Annotated in this window: 17 protein-coding genes; 9 read left to right on the top strand and 8 right to left on the bottom strand. The window is 61.0% G+C overall.

The features are described 5' to 3' along the window. Nucleotides 1-13 precede the first annotated feature (13 nt). Nucleotides 14-1,879: a sigma 54-interacting transcriptional regulator gene (locus tag MRY75_RS05280; protein ID WP_292306097.1), complete on the bottom strand. Its 1,866-nt coding sequence runs from the start codon at nt 1,877-1,879 to the stop codon at nt 14-16. 216 nt (nt 1,880-2,095) lie between these two features. Here MRY75_RS05280 and MRY75_RS05275 point away from each other — a divergent pair, with 216 nt between their 5' ends. Genes MRY75_RS05275 through cynS form a run of 5 tightly spaced genes read left to right on the top strand, consistent with a single transcriptional unit; the run spans nt 2,096 to nt 6,243 of the window. Further along, nucleotides 2,096-3,484 (top strand): CmpA/NrtA family ABC transporter substrate-binding protein, encoded by a 1,389-nt coding sequence (locus MRY75_RS05275; protein ID WP_292306096.1) that lies wholly within the window; start codon nt 2,096-2,098, stop codon nt 3,482-3,484. A gap of 3 nt (nt 3,485-3,487) precedes the next feature. Continuing rightward, a complete protein-coding gene (ntrB, locus tag MRY75_RS05270; RefSeq protein WP_292306095.1) occupies nt 3,488-4,324 on the top strand; it encodes a nitrate ABC transporter permease in 837 nt (278 codons plus the stop codon). Nucleotides 4,325-4,336: 12 nt separating this feature from the next. Next, nucleotides 4,337-5,239 carry an ABC transporter ATP-binding protein gene (locus MRY75_RS05265; protein ID WP_292306094.1) on the top strand — a complete coding sequence of 301 codons (903 nt, stop codon included), beginning with the start codon at nt 4,337-4,339 and terminating at the stop codon, nt 5,237-5,239. Between the two features lie 16 nt (nt 5,240-5,255). Then, nucleotides 5,256-5,735: a nuclear transport factor 2 family protein gene (locus MRY75_RS05260; protein WP_292306093.1), complete on the top strand. Its 480-nt coding sequence runs from the start codon at nt 5,256-5,258 to the stop codon at nt 5,733-5,735. A 37-nt stretch (nt 5,736-5,772) separates the two neighbouring features. Further along, nucleotides 5,773-6,243, top strand: a complete 471-nt coding sequence (gene cynS, locus MRY75_RS05255) for a cyanase (RefSeq protein WP_292306092.1) — start codon at nt 5,773-5,775, stop codon at nt 6,241-6,243. A gap of 48 nt (nt 6,244-6,291) precedes the next feature. Here the strand turns inward: cynS and MRY75_RS05250 are convergent, their stop codons facing one another. The 7 genes from MRY75_RS05250 to MRY75_RS05220 form a co-directional block, all read right to left on the bottom strand. Then, the gene (locus MRY75_RS05250; RefSeq protein WP_292306091.1) at nt 6,292-7,005 is read right to left on the bottom strand and encodes a ThuA domain-containing protein; all 714 of its coding nucleotides are present in this window, start codon (nt 7,003-7,005) and stop codon (nt 6,292-6,294) included. Further along, complete coding sequence (locus tag MRY75_RS05245) at nt 7,002-7,871, bottom strand: NAD(P)-dependent oxidoreductase (RefSeq protein WP_292306090.1); 870 nt, start codon at nt 7,869-7,871, stop codon at nt 7,002-7,004. The genes MRY75_RS05250 and MRY75_RS05245 overlap by 4 nt, the downstream gene beginning before the upstream one ends. A 1-nt stretch (nt 7,872) precedes the next feature. Next, nucleotides 7,873-9,384: a sugar ABC transporter ATP-binding protein gene (locus MRY75_RS05240; RefSeq protein ID WP_292306089.1), complete on the bottom strand. Its 1,512-nt coding sequence runs from the start codon at nt 9,382-9,384 to the stop codon at nt 7,873-7,875. Then, nucleotides 9,381-10,373, bottom strand: a complete 993-nt coding sequence (locus MRY75_RS05235; protein ID WP_292306088.1) for an ABC transporter permease — start codon at nt 10,371-10,373, stop codon at nt 9,381-9,383. The genes MRY75_RS05240 and MRY75_RS05235 overlap by 4 nt, the downstream gene beginning before the upstream one ends. A 10-nt stretch (nt 10,374-10,383) precedes the next feature. Further along, entirely contained in the window at nt 10,384-11,358 is a 975-nt protein-coding gene (locus tag MRY75_RS05230; RefSeq protein WP_292306087.1) for an ABC transporter permease, read from the bottom strand. 32 nt (nt 11,359-11,390) lie between these two features. Beyond that, on the bottom strand, nt 11,391-12,188 hold the full coding sequence (locus MRY75_RS05225; RefSeq protein ID WP_292306086.1) for an SDR family oxidoreductase: 798 nt from the start codon (nt 12,186-12,188) through the stop codon (nt 11,391-11,393). A 78-nt stretch (nt 12,189-12,266) separates the two neighbouring features. Continuing rightward, nucleotides 12,267-13,226, bottom strand: coding sequence for a sugar ABC transporter substrate-binding protein (locus MRY75_RS05220; RefSeq protein WP_292306085.1), 960 nt, complete (start codon nt 13,224-13,226; stop codon nt 12,267-12,269). 300 nt (nt 13,227-13,526) lie between these two features. Between MRY75_RS05220 and MRY75_RS05215 the strand changes: the two genes are divergently transcribed. The 4 genes from MRY75_RS05215 (at nt 13,527) to MRY75_RS05200 (ending at nt 18,512) form a co-directional block, all read left to right on the top strand. Continuing rightward, the gene (locus MRY75_RS05215) at nt 13,527-15,260 is read left to right on the top strand and encodes an extracellular solute-binding protein (protein ID WP_292306084.1); all 1,734 of its coding nucleotides are present in this window, start codon (nt 13,527-13,529) and stop codon (nt 15,258-15,260) included. Nucleotides 15,261-15,270: 10 nt separating this feature from the next. Beyond that, on the top strand, nt 15,271-16,080 hold the full coding sequence (locus MRY75_RS05210; protein WP_292306083.1) for an SDR family oxidoreductase: 810 nt from the start codon (nt 15,271-15,273) through the stop codon (nt 16,078-16,080). Nucleotides 16,081-16,145: 65 nt separating this feature from the next. Beyond that, nucleotides 16,146-17,444, top strand: coding sequence for a Xaa-Pro peptidase family protein (locus MRY75_RS05205; protein ID WP_292306082.1), 1,299 nt, complete (start codon nt 16,146-16,148; stop codon nt 17,442-17,444). A gap of 90 nt (nt 17,445-17,534) precedes the next feature. Then, nucleotides 17,535-18,512, top strand: a complete 978-nt coding sequence (locus MRY75_RS05200; protein WP_292306081.1) for a thiamine pyrophosphate-dependent dehydrogenase E1 component subunit alpha — start codon at nt 17,535-17,537, stop codon at nt 18,510-18,512. Nucleotides 18,513-18,516 lie beyond the last annotated feature (4 nt).

Genomic DNA, 18,516 nt, shown 5'->3' with positions numbered 1-18,516 from the left:
GGCTGCCGCTGTCTCAGGACAGGATCGCCGACCGGTCGATGCCCAGCGCCTTGATCCGGGAATAAAGCGTGGTGGGCTGCACATCCAGCAGCGCCGCCGCGCCGGAAGGACCAGAGACCTTGCCCCCGGTTTCGCGCAGCGCCGCGATGATGTTGCGGCGCATCATGTCCTGCATCTCGGCCTCGGTGCGGACCGTGGCGTTGGTCGGCGACGCCACCTGCCCGCCCCCACCCAGTTCGAGCACCAGTTTCCGGTCGCGAGACACGATGGCGGCGCGTTCGATGACATTGTGCAATTCGCGCACATTGCCCGGCCAGTGATAGGCCTGCATCTGCTGGACCACCCGTTCGGTCAGCACCGGCACGGGGCGTCCATGCCGACGGCAAGCCAGCTTCAACAGGTGCGCGGCAAGCAGCGGAATGTCCTCCAGCCGATCCCGAAGCGGCATGCAGGAAATCGGAAAAACGTTGAGGAAGAGGTAGAGGTCTTCACGAATGCGGTTTCCCGACCGCGTGTCGGTCGGTGCCTGCGTCGTGGCCGCGATCACCCGGATGTCGAGCGGTTTCTCGCGCGTGTCACCCACGCGGGTGACGGCGCTTTTCTGCAGCGCATGGAGCAGCTTGCCCTGAATTTCAAAGGGCAGTTCCTCGACATCGTCCAGAAACAGCGACCCGCCATGGGCGAGTTCGAGCTTGCCCGGCTTGTCGCGCGTGGCGTTGGGGCCAGCCCCGCGGACGTGGCCGAACAGTTCCGCCTCGACATCCTCGGGCGCGACCGAGCCGCATTTGAAATGGATCAGGGGGCGGCGCGACCGGGGGCTGGCCTTGTGGATTTCGGTGGCGACCAGCGCCTTGCCTGTGCCAGCCTCTCCTGTGATCAGAACGGTGGCGTCGGTACCCGCCACAAGGTCGATGCGCGTCACGACCTGACGGATCGCGGGCGAGCTGCCGATGATGTCGTGATGCGCGCGTTCCGAGCTGATGGCCTCTTGCAGGTATTCGTTTTCCTGCTCCAGCCGGTCCCGCAGCGCCGCAACCTCGTCCAGCGCCTCGCGCAGTTTGCGCTCGCCTTCCTTGCGTTCGGTGATGTCGCGGAAGATCACCACGGCCCCGGCGAGCACCTTCTGGTCGTAGATCGGGGTCGAGACATATTCGACGCGAATAGGTTTGCCATCCTTGCGCCAGAACACCTCGTCCTCGATCCGGTGGACCTGTTCGAACCGGAATGAGCGGTAGATCGGGCATTGCTGCGACGGGTAGACCTCACCGTTCAGATGATGGTGGTGGATCATCGAATGGATGTCCTTGCCCAGCAAATCCTGCGTGGTCCAGCCCAGCATTTCCTGCGCGGCGCGATTGACGAAGGTGGTCTTGCCTTCGGCGTTCACGCCGTAAATCCCCTCGCCCGCCGCATTCAGGATCAACTGGTTCTGGCGTTCCAGTTCGGCGAAGAAGGTCTCTGCCCGTTTCCATTCGAGCAATCCGGCGCGGTGCAGTTCGGCGGCTTCCGCAATCTGGGTGCGTTTGTCGAACGCATCCAGATCGGTGAAGCTGAGCAGAAGCCATCCCGGCTGATCCGGCACGCCCCGCGCGCGGATTTCGCAGCGCAGGGGATGCCCGTCATAGGTGGTCAGGGGCACATCCCGCGTCCAGCACTCGCCCCGGTGATCCACCTCTTCGACAAAGACTATGAAGGTCGCAAGCGCTTTGCCCAGAAACGCCGAAAACCGGATGGGATGGTCCGTTTCACCGTCGACGCCAAGAAGCGTCGCCGCCCTAGGGTTGAGCGCCACGACCCTGTCCTCGGTCGTGTCGAGAAGCAGCGCCGCATCGGGGAAAGCGGCGAGAAGGGAATCAGAACGGGTTAGATCATCGAGCATAGCGACAAAGATGACGCCGCAGCGCAGAACAGTCTAACGAAATTTCGTAAATTACGATTTATCGTAAAATATTGTTATCGCTAAACCCTCACAACCCACTGTTTTTAATGTGTTTTTACAGTTCGAACAATTATTGGGCACTCGGTTTTGCGACGTCAATCGGCCTGTCACGATGTCATCAATCACAAGGAACATCCACCAGACAGGGGACTGCACATGACGATCAAGAGCCTAGGAAACCCGTTTTCCGCAGACACTGACCTGCGTCACGGCGCGGATTGCGGTTGCACAAGCTGCGCCGCCGGTCACACCCACGCAACCAAGGATGCCGACCCGGCGCAGATGTCCTCCGAGCAGATGCTGGAGCGTGCTGTTGAAAGCGCCATCGTCCGCTCGATCTTCGGCCAAAGCGACATTGGCCGCCGGTCCTTCATGGGGATGCTGGGTGGCAGCACGGTGGCAGCGGCTCTCGCGTCTGTCTTCCCGATCAACGAGGCCAAGGCGGCCATCCTCGACAATCTGGGCACGCCGGAAAAAACCGATCTCAACATCGGCTTCGTGCCGATCACCTGCGCCACCCCGATCATCATGGCGCAGCCCATGGGCTTTTACGAACGCTATGGCCTGAATGCGCAGGTCATCAAGACCGCCGGTTGGGCCGTGGCGCGCGACAAGTCGCTGTCGGGCGAGTATGACGCGTCGCACATGCTGACGCCGATGCCTCTGGCGATGACGCTGGGCGCGGGGTCTGTGGCGACGCCCTACATCATGCCCGCCGTCGAGAACATCAACGGTCAGGCCATCGTGCTGTCGAACGAACATCTCGACAAGCGTGACCCGACGCAGTGGAAGGGCTTCACCTTCGGCGTGCCGTTCGAATACTCGATGCACAACTTCCTGCTGCGCTACTACGTGGCCGAATTCGGTCTCGACCCGGATGTCGACATCCAGATCCGCGTTGTGCCGCCGCCCGAAATGGTTGCCAACCTGCGCGCGGGGAACCTTGACGGCTACCTGTCGCCCGACCCGTTCAACCAGCGCGCGGTCTGGGAAGGCATCGGCTTCATCCATCTTCTGACCAAGGAGATCTGGGAGGGCCATCCCTGCTGTGCCTTTGCGGCTCCGCTGTCCTTTGCGACCGAACTGCCGAACACCTACGGCGCGCTGCTCAAGTCGATCATCGACGCAACCCAATTCGCCTCAAACCCCGAGAACCGAAAGGAAATCTCGGCCGCGATTGCGCCCACGAACTATCTCAACCAGCCGGTGGAAGTGATCGAACAGGTCCTGACCGGCACCTTTGCAGATGGTCTGGGAAATGTGCAGCAGGTGCCCGACCGGATCGACTTTGACCCGTTCCCCTGGCATTCGATGGGGGTGTGGATCCTGACCCAGATGAAGCGGTGGGGCTATATCGAGGGTGACGTAGATTACAAGGCCGTGGCGGAACAGGTCTATCTTGCCGCTGACGCGAAGAAGGTCATGGAAGACCTCGGTTATGAGGCACCGGACGTCACCTACAAGTCGCACACGATCATGGGCAAGACCTTCGATCCGGCGGAACCCGAAGCCTATGTGTCCAGCTTTGCGATCGGACGGGGCTGATCCATGCTGGACAGTCTTTCCGTCAACAAGCGCGCTGCGATCCTGTCGATTGCCATGCTTGTGGTGGGCCTCCTGATCTGGGAGGCCGCCATCCCGGCACAGAAGGCCGCAAGCGAGCTGACCGAGTATGAGCGCCTCACCGGTGGGGGCGCTCAGAAAGCCGGTGTGCCGCCGCCCAGCCAGGTCTTTGCCAAGGCTTGGGAGCAGTTGAGCAACCCGTTCTATGACGCAGGCCCCAACGACAAGGGTATCGGCATTCAGATCGGGTATTCGATCTATCGCGTGCTGACCGGCTATTTCCTCGCCGCTTTGGTCGCCATTCCGCTCGGGTTTCTGATCGGCATGAGCCAGGTCGCCTACAAGGCGTTCAACCCGTTCATTCAGGTGCTACGTCCCATTTCACCGCTGGCGTGGATGCCGCTGGCGCTGTTCATCATTCAGGATTCCGAGGCGTCTGCGATCTTTGTGATCTTCGTCTGTTCGATCTGGCCCATGCTGCTGAACACCGCGTTCGGCGTGGCCGGGGTGCGAAAGGACTGGGTCAATGTCGCCCGGACACACGAGTTGAGCCCGCTCAAGACAGCCTTCACCGTGATCCTGCCCGCCGCCGCCCCCACCATCGTCACGGGCATGCGGATTTCCATCGGCATCGCGTGGCTGGTGATCGTCGCGGCCGAGATGCTCGTCGGGGGAACCGGCATCGGCTACTACGTCTGGAACGAGTGGAACAACCTCGACCTGACCTCGGTCATCTTCTCAATCCTCATGATCGGCGTTGTCGGCATGCTGCTGGACTCGGCCTTCGGTGTCCTGCAGCGCGCGGTCGCCTACGCCGAATAAAGGAGACACCCCATGGCGAAACCTTTTCTCAGTATCGAGCGATTGACACAGCAATACCCGGACGGCGCGGGCGGCATGATGACCGTCTTCGAGAACGCCAGCTTCGGGATCGAAAAAGGCGAATTTGCCTGCATTCTTGGCCATTCCGGATGCGGCAAGTCCACGATCATGAACATCCTTGCCGGTCTGGCTGAACCCACGTCGGGTGTGGTCAAGATGGACGGGTTCGAAGTCTCAGGCCCGTCACTGGACCGGGGCGTGGTGTTTCAGAACTACTCGCTTCTGCCGTGGCTGTCGGCGCTGAAGAACGTGACCTTCGGCGTCAAGGCCCGGCATCCGGACTGGTCAGCCGAACAGGTCGAGGCGCATGCCCGCGACTACCTTGCAAAGGTGGGGCTTGAAGGGGATGTGGTGCATCGCAAGCCCAGCCAATTGTCCGGGGGCATGCGTCAGCGCGTGTCCATCGCGCGGGCCTTTGCCAACCAGCCAAAGCTGCTGCTTCTGGACGAACCGTTCGGTGCGCTGGATGCGCTGACGCGGGGCACCATTCAGGAAGAGCTGATCAAGGTCTGGGCAGGTACAGAACAGACCGTGTTCATGATCACACATGACATCGACGAGGCGATCCTGCTGGCCGACCGCATCCTGCTCATGACCAATGGGCCGTTTGCCCGCGTGGCGGAATCGGTCGAAATCACCATCCCGCGCCCGCGCAGCCGGACCGAGATCGTCGAGCATCCGAACTACTATGCGATCCGCAACCACCTGGTGCAGTTCCTTGGTCAACGCTCCAAGGAACTGGCGGGCAAGCAAAGCGACGATGCCGATCAGCGCCCGGAAACGGTTCGGATCGACAAGACGGCCGCCGAGGACGAACCCAGCGCCCCGCCGCCCTTGCGGGCGGTGAATGAGTGAACAGGGGTTTTCGGGGATGACACATCAGGACACCCCACGCGCACCCCTGCCCCCGTTCTCCTATGAGGACGCGGTGCTGAAGGTGCGGATGGCCGAGGATGCGTGGAACAGCCGCGATCCAGCCAAGGTGGCGCTCGCCTATACGCGGGACACGATCTGGCGGAACCGGGACGAGTTTCTGAACGGACGCGCCGATGTCGAAGCGTTCCTGACCCGGAAATGGTCCAAGGAAAACGGGTATCGCCTGATCAAGGAGATCTGGGCGCATGAGGAGAGCAGGATCGCCGTGCGCTTTTGCTACGAATGGCATGATGATGCCGGCCAGTGGTTCCGCGCTTATGGCAACGAGAACTGGGAGTTCGACGCGCTTGGCTACATGGACGTGCGCCACGCCTCGATCAACGATCTGCCCATCGCAGAGTCGGACCGCCTGTTTCATTGGCCCCAGGGCCGCCGCCCCGACAACCACCCCGGCCTGACGGAACTCGGGCTGTGACCCACCGATTTTTCAATACGACCCAGGAGGACAAACAATGAAAGACAATTACGAGGTGCCAGTCATGATGACCAAGGAAGACGTGACGATGATGATCCTGTCGGCCAAGAAACAGGCCGGCATGACATGGGAGGGCATCGCCGAGAAGATCGACATGTCTCCGGTCTGGACGCATTCGGCCTGCATGGGCATGAACGCGTTTCCCAAGGACAAGGCCGAGGCGCTGGTGTCGGTCATGGGTCTGCCGCAGGAAGCGGCCAGCGTGCTGGAAGAACCGCCCACCAAGGTCTGGGAGCAGTCGATCCCGACCGACCCCTGCATCTACCGCCTCTACGAGATCGTCGGCGTCTACGGTCCGACCATCAAGGCGTTGATCGAAGAAAAGTTCGGCACCGGCATCATGTCGGCCATCGACTTTGACATGCAGCTGACCCGCGTGCCGCATGAAAAGGGCGATCGCGTGAAGCTTGAGATGTCGGGCAAGTATCTTGCCTACAATTCGTGGTAAATCAGATTGAGGTGCCCGGCTGGCAACAGCCGGGCATATCCTGACCGGTCAGGCGACCGCCTTGCCCTCTGCCGCCCAGATGGCCCCGCGCCGGATCATCTCGGTCACTTGCGGCACTTTCAGATCGTCCAACTCGTGACCGATCGAACAATAGAACACCCGCCCCTTGTCCCAGCGCCGTGTCCATGTGACCGGGATCACCGTGCCTTCGATCCACCACAGGTGGTCGCCGGAGAAGGTGGTGGTCGCCAAGACGTTGTTCGACGGATCGGTCAGCATGTAATATTGCTCTGACGTGATACGGAAACTGCGGATGCCTTCGACCAGCGGGTGGTCGGGCTGGCAGATGGTCACATCGTAGTCGATATAGTCTTCCTTGGGCTGGAGATTGTCCGGCCATCCGGGCGGGTGCGCCACGAATTGGCCGCCGATCAGGAAGTGGTATGTGGGCCGATCGCGGAACGCATCGCCCATATGCCCGTGCCATCCCGCCAACCCGCACCCATTGCCGATGAGCTTGAGAAGCCCATCTTCCTGCGGCTTTGTCATGTTGCCGAATTCTTCCTGATGGCCAGACCGTGCCGAGGACCAGATCGGTGTGATCAGATCGAGGTCAGCCAGATCGTCGGGGCGTTCGAGCGGTTCAAGCGTGTCGTAAACGTCAACCTCGAACCCGTTGTTTCGCAGGAGATCCTCGTACCAATCCGCGAAATGCGTGGGCGTATGGCCTTCCCAGCCACCGACGAAAAGTGCGGCTTTCATTCGTTTTCCTTTCGCATGAAATTCACCATCGCCGCCATGTCGCGCGTCCCAAATCCGACGGCTTCTGCGCGACGCAGCGTGTCGAGGGTCACGTGCCCTTGCGGCATGGCGGTGCCCAAACCGTCAGCCAGGGCAGCCGTCACTTCCATGTCCTTGAGGGCCAGCGCGACGGTAAAGGTCACGTCATGATCGGCTTCGCACAGATAGAGCGGTTTGCGGTAGGACAGCATGGGTGCCGCTGCTGCGCTGTGTTCGATCACGTCGAATGCGGCTTCGGGCGCGATGCCGGCTGCTTCGCTCAGGGTCAGCGCTTCGGCTAGCGTCTGGTTCAATCCATGGATCAGGGAATTGACCGCCAGTTTCATCACTGCACCCGCCCCGGTTTGACCAAGGCAGATGGTCTTGCGCCCCAGAGCGTCGAATATGGACATCAGCGGCGCTGCTGCGTCGCTGGAGCACCCCGCCATGATCAACAGCTGCGCCTCGGCCGCCGCCTGCGTTGCCCCCGAAACCGGCGCGTCGATCACAATACACCCTTCTGGTGCGGCCTTGGCGAGCCCTTGGATATGATCGGGCGACATGGTGCCCATCTCGACGAAGACCCGCGCGCCCTGCACCGCAAACAGGCCATCCGGACCGCGATGCACCGCATCGGAAGACGGATCATCGGCAAGCATTGTCACCACGACGTCGCAGGATGCAGTCAGGTCAGCAGGCGTTGTGGCCACTGCGCATCCGGTCTTTTCCGCCAGTGCCCCCGCCTTTTCTGCTGACCGGTTCCAGACGGTGACCTCATGCCCAGCCGCAACAAGATTGCCAGCCATCAACGCGCCCATCCGGCCAAGGCCCGCGAACCCGACGTGCATGTCAGGCCACCTTGCCGTTGATGATCCCGGAAATCGCCTGAATGAGACTGTCCTCGGTGACTTCCTCGGACGTGAATTCGCGCATGACCTTGCCGGAATACATGGCGACGATCCGGTCGGACACATGCAGCACTTCCGGCATTTCCGAGCTGATGACGATCACCGCATAGCCCTGGGCCGCCAGATCGCGGATCAGGTTGTGAATCTCGGATTTGGAGCCGACGTCGATCCCGCGGGTCGGTTCGTCCACGATCAGCACCTCGGGCCGCATCGACAGCCATTTGCCGATCACGATCTTCTGCTGGTTCCCGCCAGACAGGTTTCCGACGGTCTGGCGCCAGCCGGGTGTGCGGATGTCCAGCTTGTCGCGGTACTGGTCGAAGATGGCAACCTCGGCCCCGTCACTGACAAACGGACCCGCCGTCAGATCATCGACCTGCGGGAGGGTCATGTTGTCCCGGCAATTCATGCCGAGAACCAGCCCCTGCCCCTTACGGTCTTCGGGAACGAGGGAAATGCCATTGGCAATGGCGTCGATGGGCGATTTGATCCGCACCTCCTGACCATTGAGCAGGATCTGCCCGGCGGAGGGATCGCGCAGCCCGAACAGGGTCTCGGCAATCTCGGTCCGGCCAGCCCCGACCAGACCGTAAAAACCCAGAACCTCGCCTTTGCGGACGGAAAAGCTGACATCCTGATAGAGCTTGCCACAGCTCAGCCCGCGCACTTCCAGAGCGACATCCCCCATCTCGTGATGGCTTTCATTGCGCGACAGATCAAGGCTGCGCCCGATCATCAGCTTGGTGACGTCTTCCTCGTTTGTTTCACGGGTGGTGAGTGTGCCCCGATACTGCCCGTCGCGCAGCACGCTGATGCGGTCGGTGATCTTGAAGATCTCCTCCATGCGGTGCGAAATGTAGATGATCCCGACGCCTTTGGATTGCAGGTCCGCGATCACGTCGAAAAGCACGACCTTTTCCGCGTCCGTCAGGGATGCCGTCGGCTCGTCAAAGATCACCGCTTTGGGGTCCACGGTCAGGGCGCGGGCGATCTCGACCATCTGCTGGTTGGCAATGGACAGGTCACCGACCCGTGTCTTGGCGTCAAACCCGACGTTCAAGGTTTTCAGAATGGCATTGGTGTCGTCGTACAGCTTGGTCCAGTTCACCCGACCCAAGGATTTGCGCGGCAGCTCCCCAAGCCAGATGTTCTCGGCCACGGTCAGTTCGTCGGCGAGGCTGAGTTCCTGGTGGATGAAGACCACCCCCTTGGCCTTGGCCTGTGCGGGTGTGACCATCACGGTCGGCTCTTCTTCTATGAAGATGCTGCCCTCATTGGGTTGCAGTATACCGCCCAACACCTTCATCAATGTGGACTTGCCGGCACCGTTTTCGCCCATCAGCGCGTGCACCTCTCCGGGCAGGACGCTGAAGGACACACCATCCAGAGCGCGGACACCGGGGAAGGTTTTCACGATGTCCTCGAGCCGCAGAACCGGGGTTTGATCGGTCATGTCTTCAACTCCTCTTTGCCCTTGCGGTTCAGCTGACGGTCGAGAAACAGGACCGCGATCAGGATCAGACCGATGACAAGGTTCACGGTTTCCGTATCCGCCCCGATATGACCAAGCCCCTTGCGCAGAAGCTGGATCGCGATGACGCCGCCGAGGGTAGAGATGATCGAGCCATACCCACCCGTGAGTTTCGTGCCGCCCAGAACCACGGCCGTGATGGCCCACAATTCGTAGAGCATCCCGTCATTGGGGTTCACCGAACCGGATTCCGAATAGAAGACAACCGCAGACAGCGATGCGAGGAACCCGATCAGCATGAAGTTCCAAAGGAAGTGCGGACCAACCCGGATACCCGCGTTCACTGCTGCTTCGCGGTTGTTGCCGATGGCATAGGCGTTGCGGCCATGCACGGTGCGGGTCATCAGCAGCCACAGAAGCAGCGTTGCGCCCAAAAGGAACCATGTCGCGGTGTGCAGGCCCAGAAACTGCGCTTCGGCAAAGTCGACAAGCGTCCAGTTCAGGTGACTGGTCGGTTGTTCACCATTATACATGAACACCAGACCGCGATACCCGAGCATTGAACCGAGTGTGACGATGAAGGCGTCGACACCGGTTTTCCACACGATCAGACCGTTGATGGCGCCAAGGACGATGCCCGTGGTCAGGGCAAACATCCAGGCAAACGGGATCGCCCAGTCGCCAAGGTCCTGCATGAAGGGCCACGTCATGCTGTCCAGCAGAACGATCGCCGAAAGCGCGTAGGTCGCGCCGACCGAGAGGTCGATATTGCCGTTGATCATGATGATCGTCATGCCCACCGCGATGATCCCGATGGGAGCGGATTGCTTGAGCAGCAACAGCATGTTGTCGAAATCCATGAAGGCGCTGTCGGAGACCGAGAGATACGAGCCAGCAACCGAGAAGAAGACCAGCTCGACAACGATGAAGGCCCAGATCGCGCCCTGCTTGAGAAGGATGTCCTTGTTCATGGGATGCTCCTCACGCGATCTGCGACCAGAGGCGACCGCGTTTGGCCGCGATATCGAGCCAGACAGCCAGGATGATGATCACCCAGGTCACGACATATTGGACGTAAAAGGCGAGCCCCATCAGCAGAAGTCCATTCTGGATGAACCCGAGGATCAGAACGCCGATCACCGTCTTGAAGATGGTTCCCGACCCGCCCAGGAGCGATGCCCCCCCGAGGATGACCGCGGCCAGCACCTCAAGTTCGAGCCCCTGCCCCACGGTGTTCTGGCTGCCAAGACTGCGGCTTGCCTGCAGTAGCCCGGCACAGGCCACGCAGAACGCCGAGATCAGGTAGGTCATGAATACGATCCGCGCGCGGGGAATGCCCGAGAAGGTCGCGGCCTTGCCGTTACCGCCAACCGCATAGACCTTGCGGCCGAACGGCGTCTTGGAGAGCACAAGGCTCAGCACGATGGCCAGGGCTGCGAAAATCAGGATCGGCACCGGCACACCGGCGATCTCGCCCTGCCCGAAGACCGAGAACCATGTGCCCTCCTTGTCGGCAATGTCCATGTTCTGGCCGCCTGACCATGTGAGCGTGAGACCGTGAATGGCCGACAACATGCCCAACGTCACGATCAGCGAATTGAGCTTGAGGTATCCCACAAGGAACCCGATGAACGCCCCCAATCCCAAGGTCAGACCGAACATCGCCGGGATGGCGAGCGTCGGCCCGATCTTGTCGTGCAGGTCCAGAACGACAATGGTCGAGAAGGACATCATGGAGCCCACCGACAGGTCCAGATTACCGCCGATGACCACGAAGGTCACACCCAGCGCCATCACCCCCAGAATGGCCGAGGACCGGATCACACCAGAGATGTTGTCGATGTCGATGAAGCGCGGGTTCGCCAGCGCAAAGCCGATCATGAAGATGACAAACGCGATCAGGATACCCTGTTTGGCAAGGATCCGTCCGATGCCCTGTTTCGTCAGTTCTGCCATGTGTTCCTCCCAAGGGTGCGCGGGTTATGCCGTCACACCAACGTCATTCCCCCGTCGATCATCACGATCTGGCCGGTCATGTAGTCGCTGGCGGCAGAGGCGAGGAACGTGGTCGTTCCAGTGATATCCTCGGGCCGCGCGACGCGTCCGCGCAGGATTTCGGCCGAAAACTCCTCCATCGCCTGGCCGGGGCGTTCTGCGGCCCCGATTGCCATCAGGTCCTGATCGACCTGTTCCCACATTTCGGTCGCAACCACACCGGGGGCAAATCCCGTCACGGTGATGTCATGCTTGGCCAGATCCCGCGCCCCCGACTGGGTCAGCGATACGACAGCCCATTTGCTGGCACAATACGGGGCTACATTGTCGAACCCCTGCCGGCTCGCAATGCTGGCGGTATTGATGATCTTGCCGCCACCACCCTGCTCGATCATCTGGCGGGCAGCTTCCTGCATACCGATCAGGCAGCCCAGCCCGTTGATTCCCATGATGAAGTTCCAATTGTCCTCGGTCACATCGAGGAAATTCATCGGTTTATTGACGCCCGCATTGTTGAACTTGACGTCCAACCGCCCAAAGCTTTCCACCGCATGCGCGATCATGGCTTTCACCTGATCACGGTCGGTCACATCGACCGCTGCGTGTGTCACCTTGCATCCGGCGGCGGCGGCACGCGCTGCATTCGCATCCGCCACTTCGGCCACCTTGGCCGCGTTGATATCCGCAAAACAGACATGCGCGCCTTCGTTCAAAAGCGCCTCTCCTATTGCACGGCCGATACCCTGGGCCGCGCCGGTCACAATACATGACCGTCCCGAGACTCCTGCCATCTCGTCCATCCCTCGTCTTGTCGTTGAGAAAAAGAACACGCGAGGCAGACATGCCGCCCCGCGCATTCCGGGAGGAGATCAGAAGACGGGCTTGGTAAACTCGTCCATGTTGTCCTGGGTGATCTTCGGCGTGTCGAAGTAGTTGAGGAAAGGCACTTCCTCGCCGTTCAGAACGTCGATCGCCGTCTGCAGGGCCGCTTCGGCGTCATCGACAGGCGACTGGTAGATCGAGCCCCAGTATTCCCCGGCGGCCATCGCTTCGTAGCCGACCGCGAAGTTGGTCGCGCCGACGAAGATGATCCCTTCGCGACCCGCTGCCTTGGCCGCGTTCAGAGCGCCGACGCCCATGTTGTCGTCACCGGCATAGACGCCGTCGATGTCGTCATACTTGACAAGGAACGCTTCCATCACCTGCTGCGACTTCTCGCGGTTCCAGTCGCCCGGCTGCTGGTCGATCTGTTCGACATTCGGGCACACTTCGGGCAGGCGATCGTTGAAGCCTTTCGCACGCTCAATGGCGGTGGTGTAGCCCGGCTGGCCGGTGATGTGGACAACCTTGGCTTCGTTCTCGATGCCCATGTCCTTGAACTTGTCGCACATGATCTCGGCCGACCGTGCGCCTTGGGTGATGTTGTCGGGGCCGGAGAAAGACTTCACGAAGTCAAAGCCCTGCTCGGCGATGTTCGAGTTTGTGACAATGACCGGGATATCGGCCTGGTAGGCCTTGCGCACCGCGGGGATCACGGCTTCGCCATTGGTCGGCCAAATGATGATCGCGTCGACTTCCTGCTGGATCAGGTCTTCCATCTGCGCGATCTGGCGCGCCACGTCACCACCTGCGTCCAGAACCACGGTCTCCACCATGTCATTGGCTTCTGCCGCTTCGATAAAGGCCTTCTCGTACGTGGTCTGGTAGCTGTCCACGCCCACGTTGTTCTGGGTAATGCCGATGGTCATCTTGCCGCTGTGGGATTCGGCCATGGCAGTGCCGACAAGCGCAGTGGATGCCACCAAAGCGGCCGTAAGGGTCGTTTTCATAGTCGTGTCCTCCCTAAAGGTATGTTCGCACGATTGCTGCTGTCCTCTCAGCCCGGACGGTCCGGATGCAACCTGACCCATATCCAGCGTCATTTCGACAAAGAGCGAACGCATCGTTTTGTTCATTTTGGACAAAAATTTGTCCATTTTGGATTTATATCCGATACTCGCAAACCGTCAGATTGAACAATTTGAAAGGGTGCCGCCGTGAGCGACTCGATCCCACCTCGTAATCCCTCAAACAAAAAAGCGACAATGTCCGGAACCCTCGCCAGTGATATCCAATATGGACAGCACGCCATGCAGCGTTCGACACATGTCGCCGCGGCCGCGGAGGGTCCGGAGCTGGAACGTGTGGTGGAGTTCCTCAAGTCCCTGTCGCTCGAGCTTGAGACGTCAATCGAGCCGAACACGCCCAATCCGCATCTGAACATGATCCTGCATGTCCTGCAAAGCCATTCCGAAGGGCGGCTCGTGTCGCCGTCCTCCATGGTTGCGGCGGCAGGCGTCCCCTATGCAACTGCGACGCGCAAGCTGACGGAACTCAAGGACTCGGGCCTGCTCGAGCAGCGGCCACGCACCAAGAGCGGCAAGAGCTTTTCCCTGCATCCGAGTCCCCGTCTTCTTGACCGGTTCAGTCAGGTGGCGGACCGGATCGAACGACTGGCCCGCAATTCCTTTGGCGCCGTGCCTGAAACCGAAGAGACCGAGCATTACTATTATGGTGGCTCCTACCAGGCGACCCGCGCAACCATCGCCCCGCCCCGTGCCCTGCCCCAACCGCTCAAGCTGGCCGGTGGGCTGCGCATCCTCGTCCATGGCGATCCCACATTCATGGTGATGGACACGCTCAAGCGTCAATTTGAACAAATCGTCGGGACGAACATTCATCAGCGCGCCTTTTCGATCGACCGGCTGCGCGAAGAAGCATTGCGCAACAGCGAGCGCACCAAGAGCCGGTACGATCTGATCGCCGTCGATCTACCGTGGCTTGGGGAATTCGTGAAAAAAGGGGTGATCCGCCCGCTGACCGATGTGATGGATGTCTCCCGGCTTGATCCCGCCGATTTCCACACCGCAGGCTGGCGCGCGGCGCATTGGGACGGAACCCCCTACGGTGTGCCAAGCCAGACAACGCCCGAATTGATGTTCTACCGCAAGGACTGGTTCGCAGCGGAAGGGCTGGAGCCCCCTGTAACCACCGACGCGGTGATCGAAGCCGCCCGTCACTTCAATGACCCCCGCAGAGGCCGTCATGGCGTGGCGTGGAATGCGGCACGCGGCACAGCACTGGGCCACACGTTCATGATGACCTGCGCCGCCTTCGGTCAGCCCATCATCGACCTGCCACCGATCGCCGGGGGGTTCGATGCGGATCACCTCGACCAACCGGACCTGCGACCGATGCTGAACACCGATCGCGCGCATGCGGCGGCGGATTACCTGATGCAACTGCTGGAGTTTTCCCCGCCCGACATTCTGTCGATGTCCTGGTACGAACGTGTGCGCCCCTATGCGTCCGGCAAGGTGGCCATGGCCTATGGGTATACCCTGCTGGCCCCATATTTCGAACTCGACGACAGCTGTTCGGCGCATGGCAACACCGGCTACCTGCCCCATCCGCATGGGCCCGAGGGGGCCCCCATCGCCCCTGTCGGCGGCTATGTGTTCTGCGTGCCGTCAAACCTGGCGGAGGACCGCGTGGCGGACACGGTCGAGGCGCTGGTCGCCTTCACTTCGCCGGCGGCACAAAAGCTTTATGCCCAAAGCGGCAGCCGTACGGCGCCCCGCTATTCCGTCGGGGCGGACCCGGAAGTGCGGCGCCTGTCTCCGATCTTCGAACTCGTCGACCAGATGTCCTGGCGCGACGAGCTGCAATTCTGGCCGCGCCCGCCGATTCCGCACATCTCGGAGATCATCCACATCTGCGGCCACGAACTTCACGACATGCTGCGCGGGATCGTGTCCCCGCGCGAGGCGCTCGACCGGGCCCAGGCCCGCGCCGAAGACATCATGAAACACCAGGTCACTTAGGGAGGAAACCATGGACCCCAATCGCCTCAAAGGTAAGAACATCCTGATCACCGGAGCCGCCCGTGGCATGGGTACCGCCAATGCCGAGGCTTTCGCCGCCCAGGGGGCGAATGTCTGTCTGGGGGATCTTGACGGGGACGAAGCGCAGGTCGTTGCCGACCGGATCAACGCCGCCGGAAACGGCAAGGCGATTGCCGTGAAGATGGACGTGACCAAGCGCGACGACAACGCGGCTGCCGTGGCTGCAACGGTCGAAGCCTTCGGGTCGATCAACGTGGGTCTCTTCAATGCGGGCCTGAACAAACCCCGGTTCTTCATGGATATCGACGAAGACAACTGGGACATGATCATGAACGTCAACACCAAGGCGATGTGGCTTGGGATGCAGGAAACCGCACGCCAGATGATCAAGCAGGGTCCGATGGAGGATCACCCCTACAAGCTGATCAATGTCGGCTCCATCGCGTCGCGCAAGCCGCTGGTCGACGTGACCGTCTACTGCACTTCGAAATACGGCTGTCTGGCGCTGACCGAATGCGGTGCGCTGGGTCTGGCCGAGCACAACATCACCGTCAACGGCTATGCCCCCGGCGTCGTTGTGACACCGCTTTGGGAGCAGCTGGACAAGGACCTTGTCGAGATCGGGTTCAAGGAACGCGAAGGCCAGGCCTATGACGACATCGTCGCCAACAACCTGGTGATCAAGCGGGTGTCCTACCCCAACGACATTGTCGGAACGGCCTCGTTCCTCGCCTCTGACGACAGCGATTACATGACCGGCCAGATGATCTCCATCGACGGCGGCTGGGTCACGAAGTAACCCCTCACCCCCCTGTTTTTCAGAACAAACCGGGTGCGCCACGCGGCACCCGAAAGGAGCTTTTCATGTCTCGCGCACTGATGCCGAACCTGCTCACACCGCAGGATCTTGAACCCAACTGGGAATGGCGCGACCGCCTGCCCGCCTGGGGCCACACCTCGGTCGATTTCGAACGCCGGGTCGATCACGACCGCCTGCGCCGCTACCGCCTTGCCCGCACGCGCCAGTCGCTGCAGAACTCGAACGCCGGGTCGCTGCTGCTGTTTGACGTCAACAACATCCGCTACGTGTCAGCCACAAAGATCGGCGAATGGGAACGGGACAAGATGTGCCGCTTCTGCCTACTGACCGGCGACGACAGCCCCTATGTCTGGGATTTCGGCTCTGCTGCCGTGCATCACAAACGCTATTCCGACTGGCTGGAACCCGATCACTGCCTCGCCGGCGTTGTCGGCATGCGCGGCACGATCCCGCCGGAATTCGGCCTGATGAAGAAATACGCCAAGATGATCGCGCAGCTGATCAAGGATGCGGGCATGGCCGACATGCCGGTCGGCGTGGACTATGCCGAAACCGCCATGTTCCACGCGCTGCAGGAAGAAGGCATCAAGGTCGTGGACGGCCAGCAGATCATGCTGGCAGCGCGCGAAATCAAGAACTGGGACGAAATCCAGCTTCTGACACAGGCGGCCAGCATGGTCGATGGCGTCTACCACATGATCTACGAAGAGCTGAAACCCGGCGTGCGCGAGAATGACATCGTCGCGATGTCGAACAAGCTGCTCTACGAGATGGGCTCGGACGACGTCGAAGCGATCAACGCGATTTCCGGCGAACGCTGCAACCCGCACCCGCACAACTTTACCGACAGGCTGATCCGCCCCGGCGATCAGGCGTTCTTCGACATCCTGCAAAGCTATCAGGGCTACCGCACGTGTTACTACCGCACATTCAACGTCGGCCGCGCGACGCCTGCTCAGAACGACGCCTACGTCAAGGCGCGCGAATGGATCGATGCATCGATTGCCATGATCAAGCCGGGTGTCACCACCGACAAGGTGGCCGAGGTCTGGCCGACCGCACAGTCGCTGGGCTTTGACAACGAGGATCAGGCCTTCGGTCTGCAGTTCGGTCACGGTCTGGGCCTTGCCCTGCACGAACGCCCGATCATCAGCCGCGCCGTCAGCCTCGATCATCCGATGGAAATCCAGACCGGCATGGTGTTCGCGCTCGAGACCTATTGCCCGGCCACCGATGGCTATTCCGCCGCCCGGATCGAGGAAGAGGTCGTGGTGACGGAAACCGGCTGCGAGGTGATCAGCCTCTTCCCCGCAGAAGAGCTACCCATCGCCAACCGGTATTGACGAGCCCCGCCGGGGGACGCCTCCGGCGGGAGTTTATTCGGCAAGATGAAGCAGGGGCCGCGCGCCCTTGCCCCCTTTGGGAGGGATCCAATGGCCAAGGCCAAGACAAATACCGAAGACTATCTGCGCATGTATCGCCAGATGATGCGCATCCGCACCTTCGAGGACAACGCGAACCAGCTTTACCTGTCGGCCAAGATGCCGGGCCTCACCCACATGTATTCCGGTGAAGAGGCTGTCGCCGTCGGGATCTGCGAGGCGCTGACCGATGACGACCGTATCACCTCGACCCACCGGGGTCACGGGCACTGCGTAGCCAAGGGCGCGAACTTCAAAGAGATGTTCTGCGAACTGTTGGGCAAGGAAGAAGGGTATTGCCGGGGCAAAGGCGGGTCGATGCACATCGCCGATCAAAGCCATGGCAACCTTGGGGCCAATGCCATTGTCGGCGGCTCCATGGGGATCGCCACAGGCTCGGCACTGCGGGCCAAGCTGCTGGGTCAGGACGACGTGACCGTCTGTTTCTTTGGCGACGGCGCAACCGCGCAAGGGCTGCTCTACGAAGTGATGAATATGGCCGCGCTCTGGAACCTGCCGGTGATTTATGCCTGCGAAAACAACGGCTATTCCGAATACACCAAGACCGAGGAAATCGCCGCCGGCTCCATCACCGCCCGGGCCGAAGCCTTTCGCATCGAAGCGTTCCAGGTCGATGGGCAGGACGTGTTGGCCGTCAACGAGTTGTCACAGAAACTGGTGGCCCGCTGCCGCAAGGGCGAAGGCCCGTTCTTCGTCGAACTGATGACCTATCGCTATCACGGCCACCATGTGGGCGACATCAACCGCGAATATTACCGCTCCAAGGACGAAGAGAAGGATTGGAAGGACAACCGCGATCCGATCATCCGCTTCCGGTCGTTCCTCGTGAGCGAGGGCATCGCCACCGAAGACGAGATCGAGGCGATGAATGCCGAGATCGAAAAGGATGCCGCCGAGGCCGTCGCCTATGCCGAGGCTGCCAAATATCCCGACGTGTCCGAAGTGGACATGCATGTCTACGCGGACTGAGGAG

Source organism: Marivita sp. (assembly GCF_022763305.1).
Classification (GTDB): Bacteria; Pseudomonadota; Alphaproteobacteria; order Rhodobacterales; family Rhodobacteraceae; genus Marivita.
The sequence above is the reverse complement of the archived record's forward strand: the minus strand, read 5'-3'. Positions and strand labels throughout refer to the sequence as shown.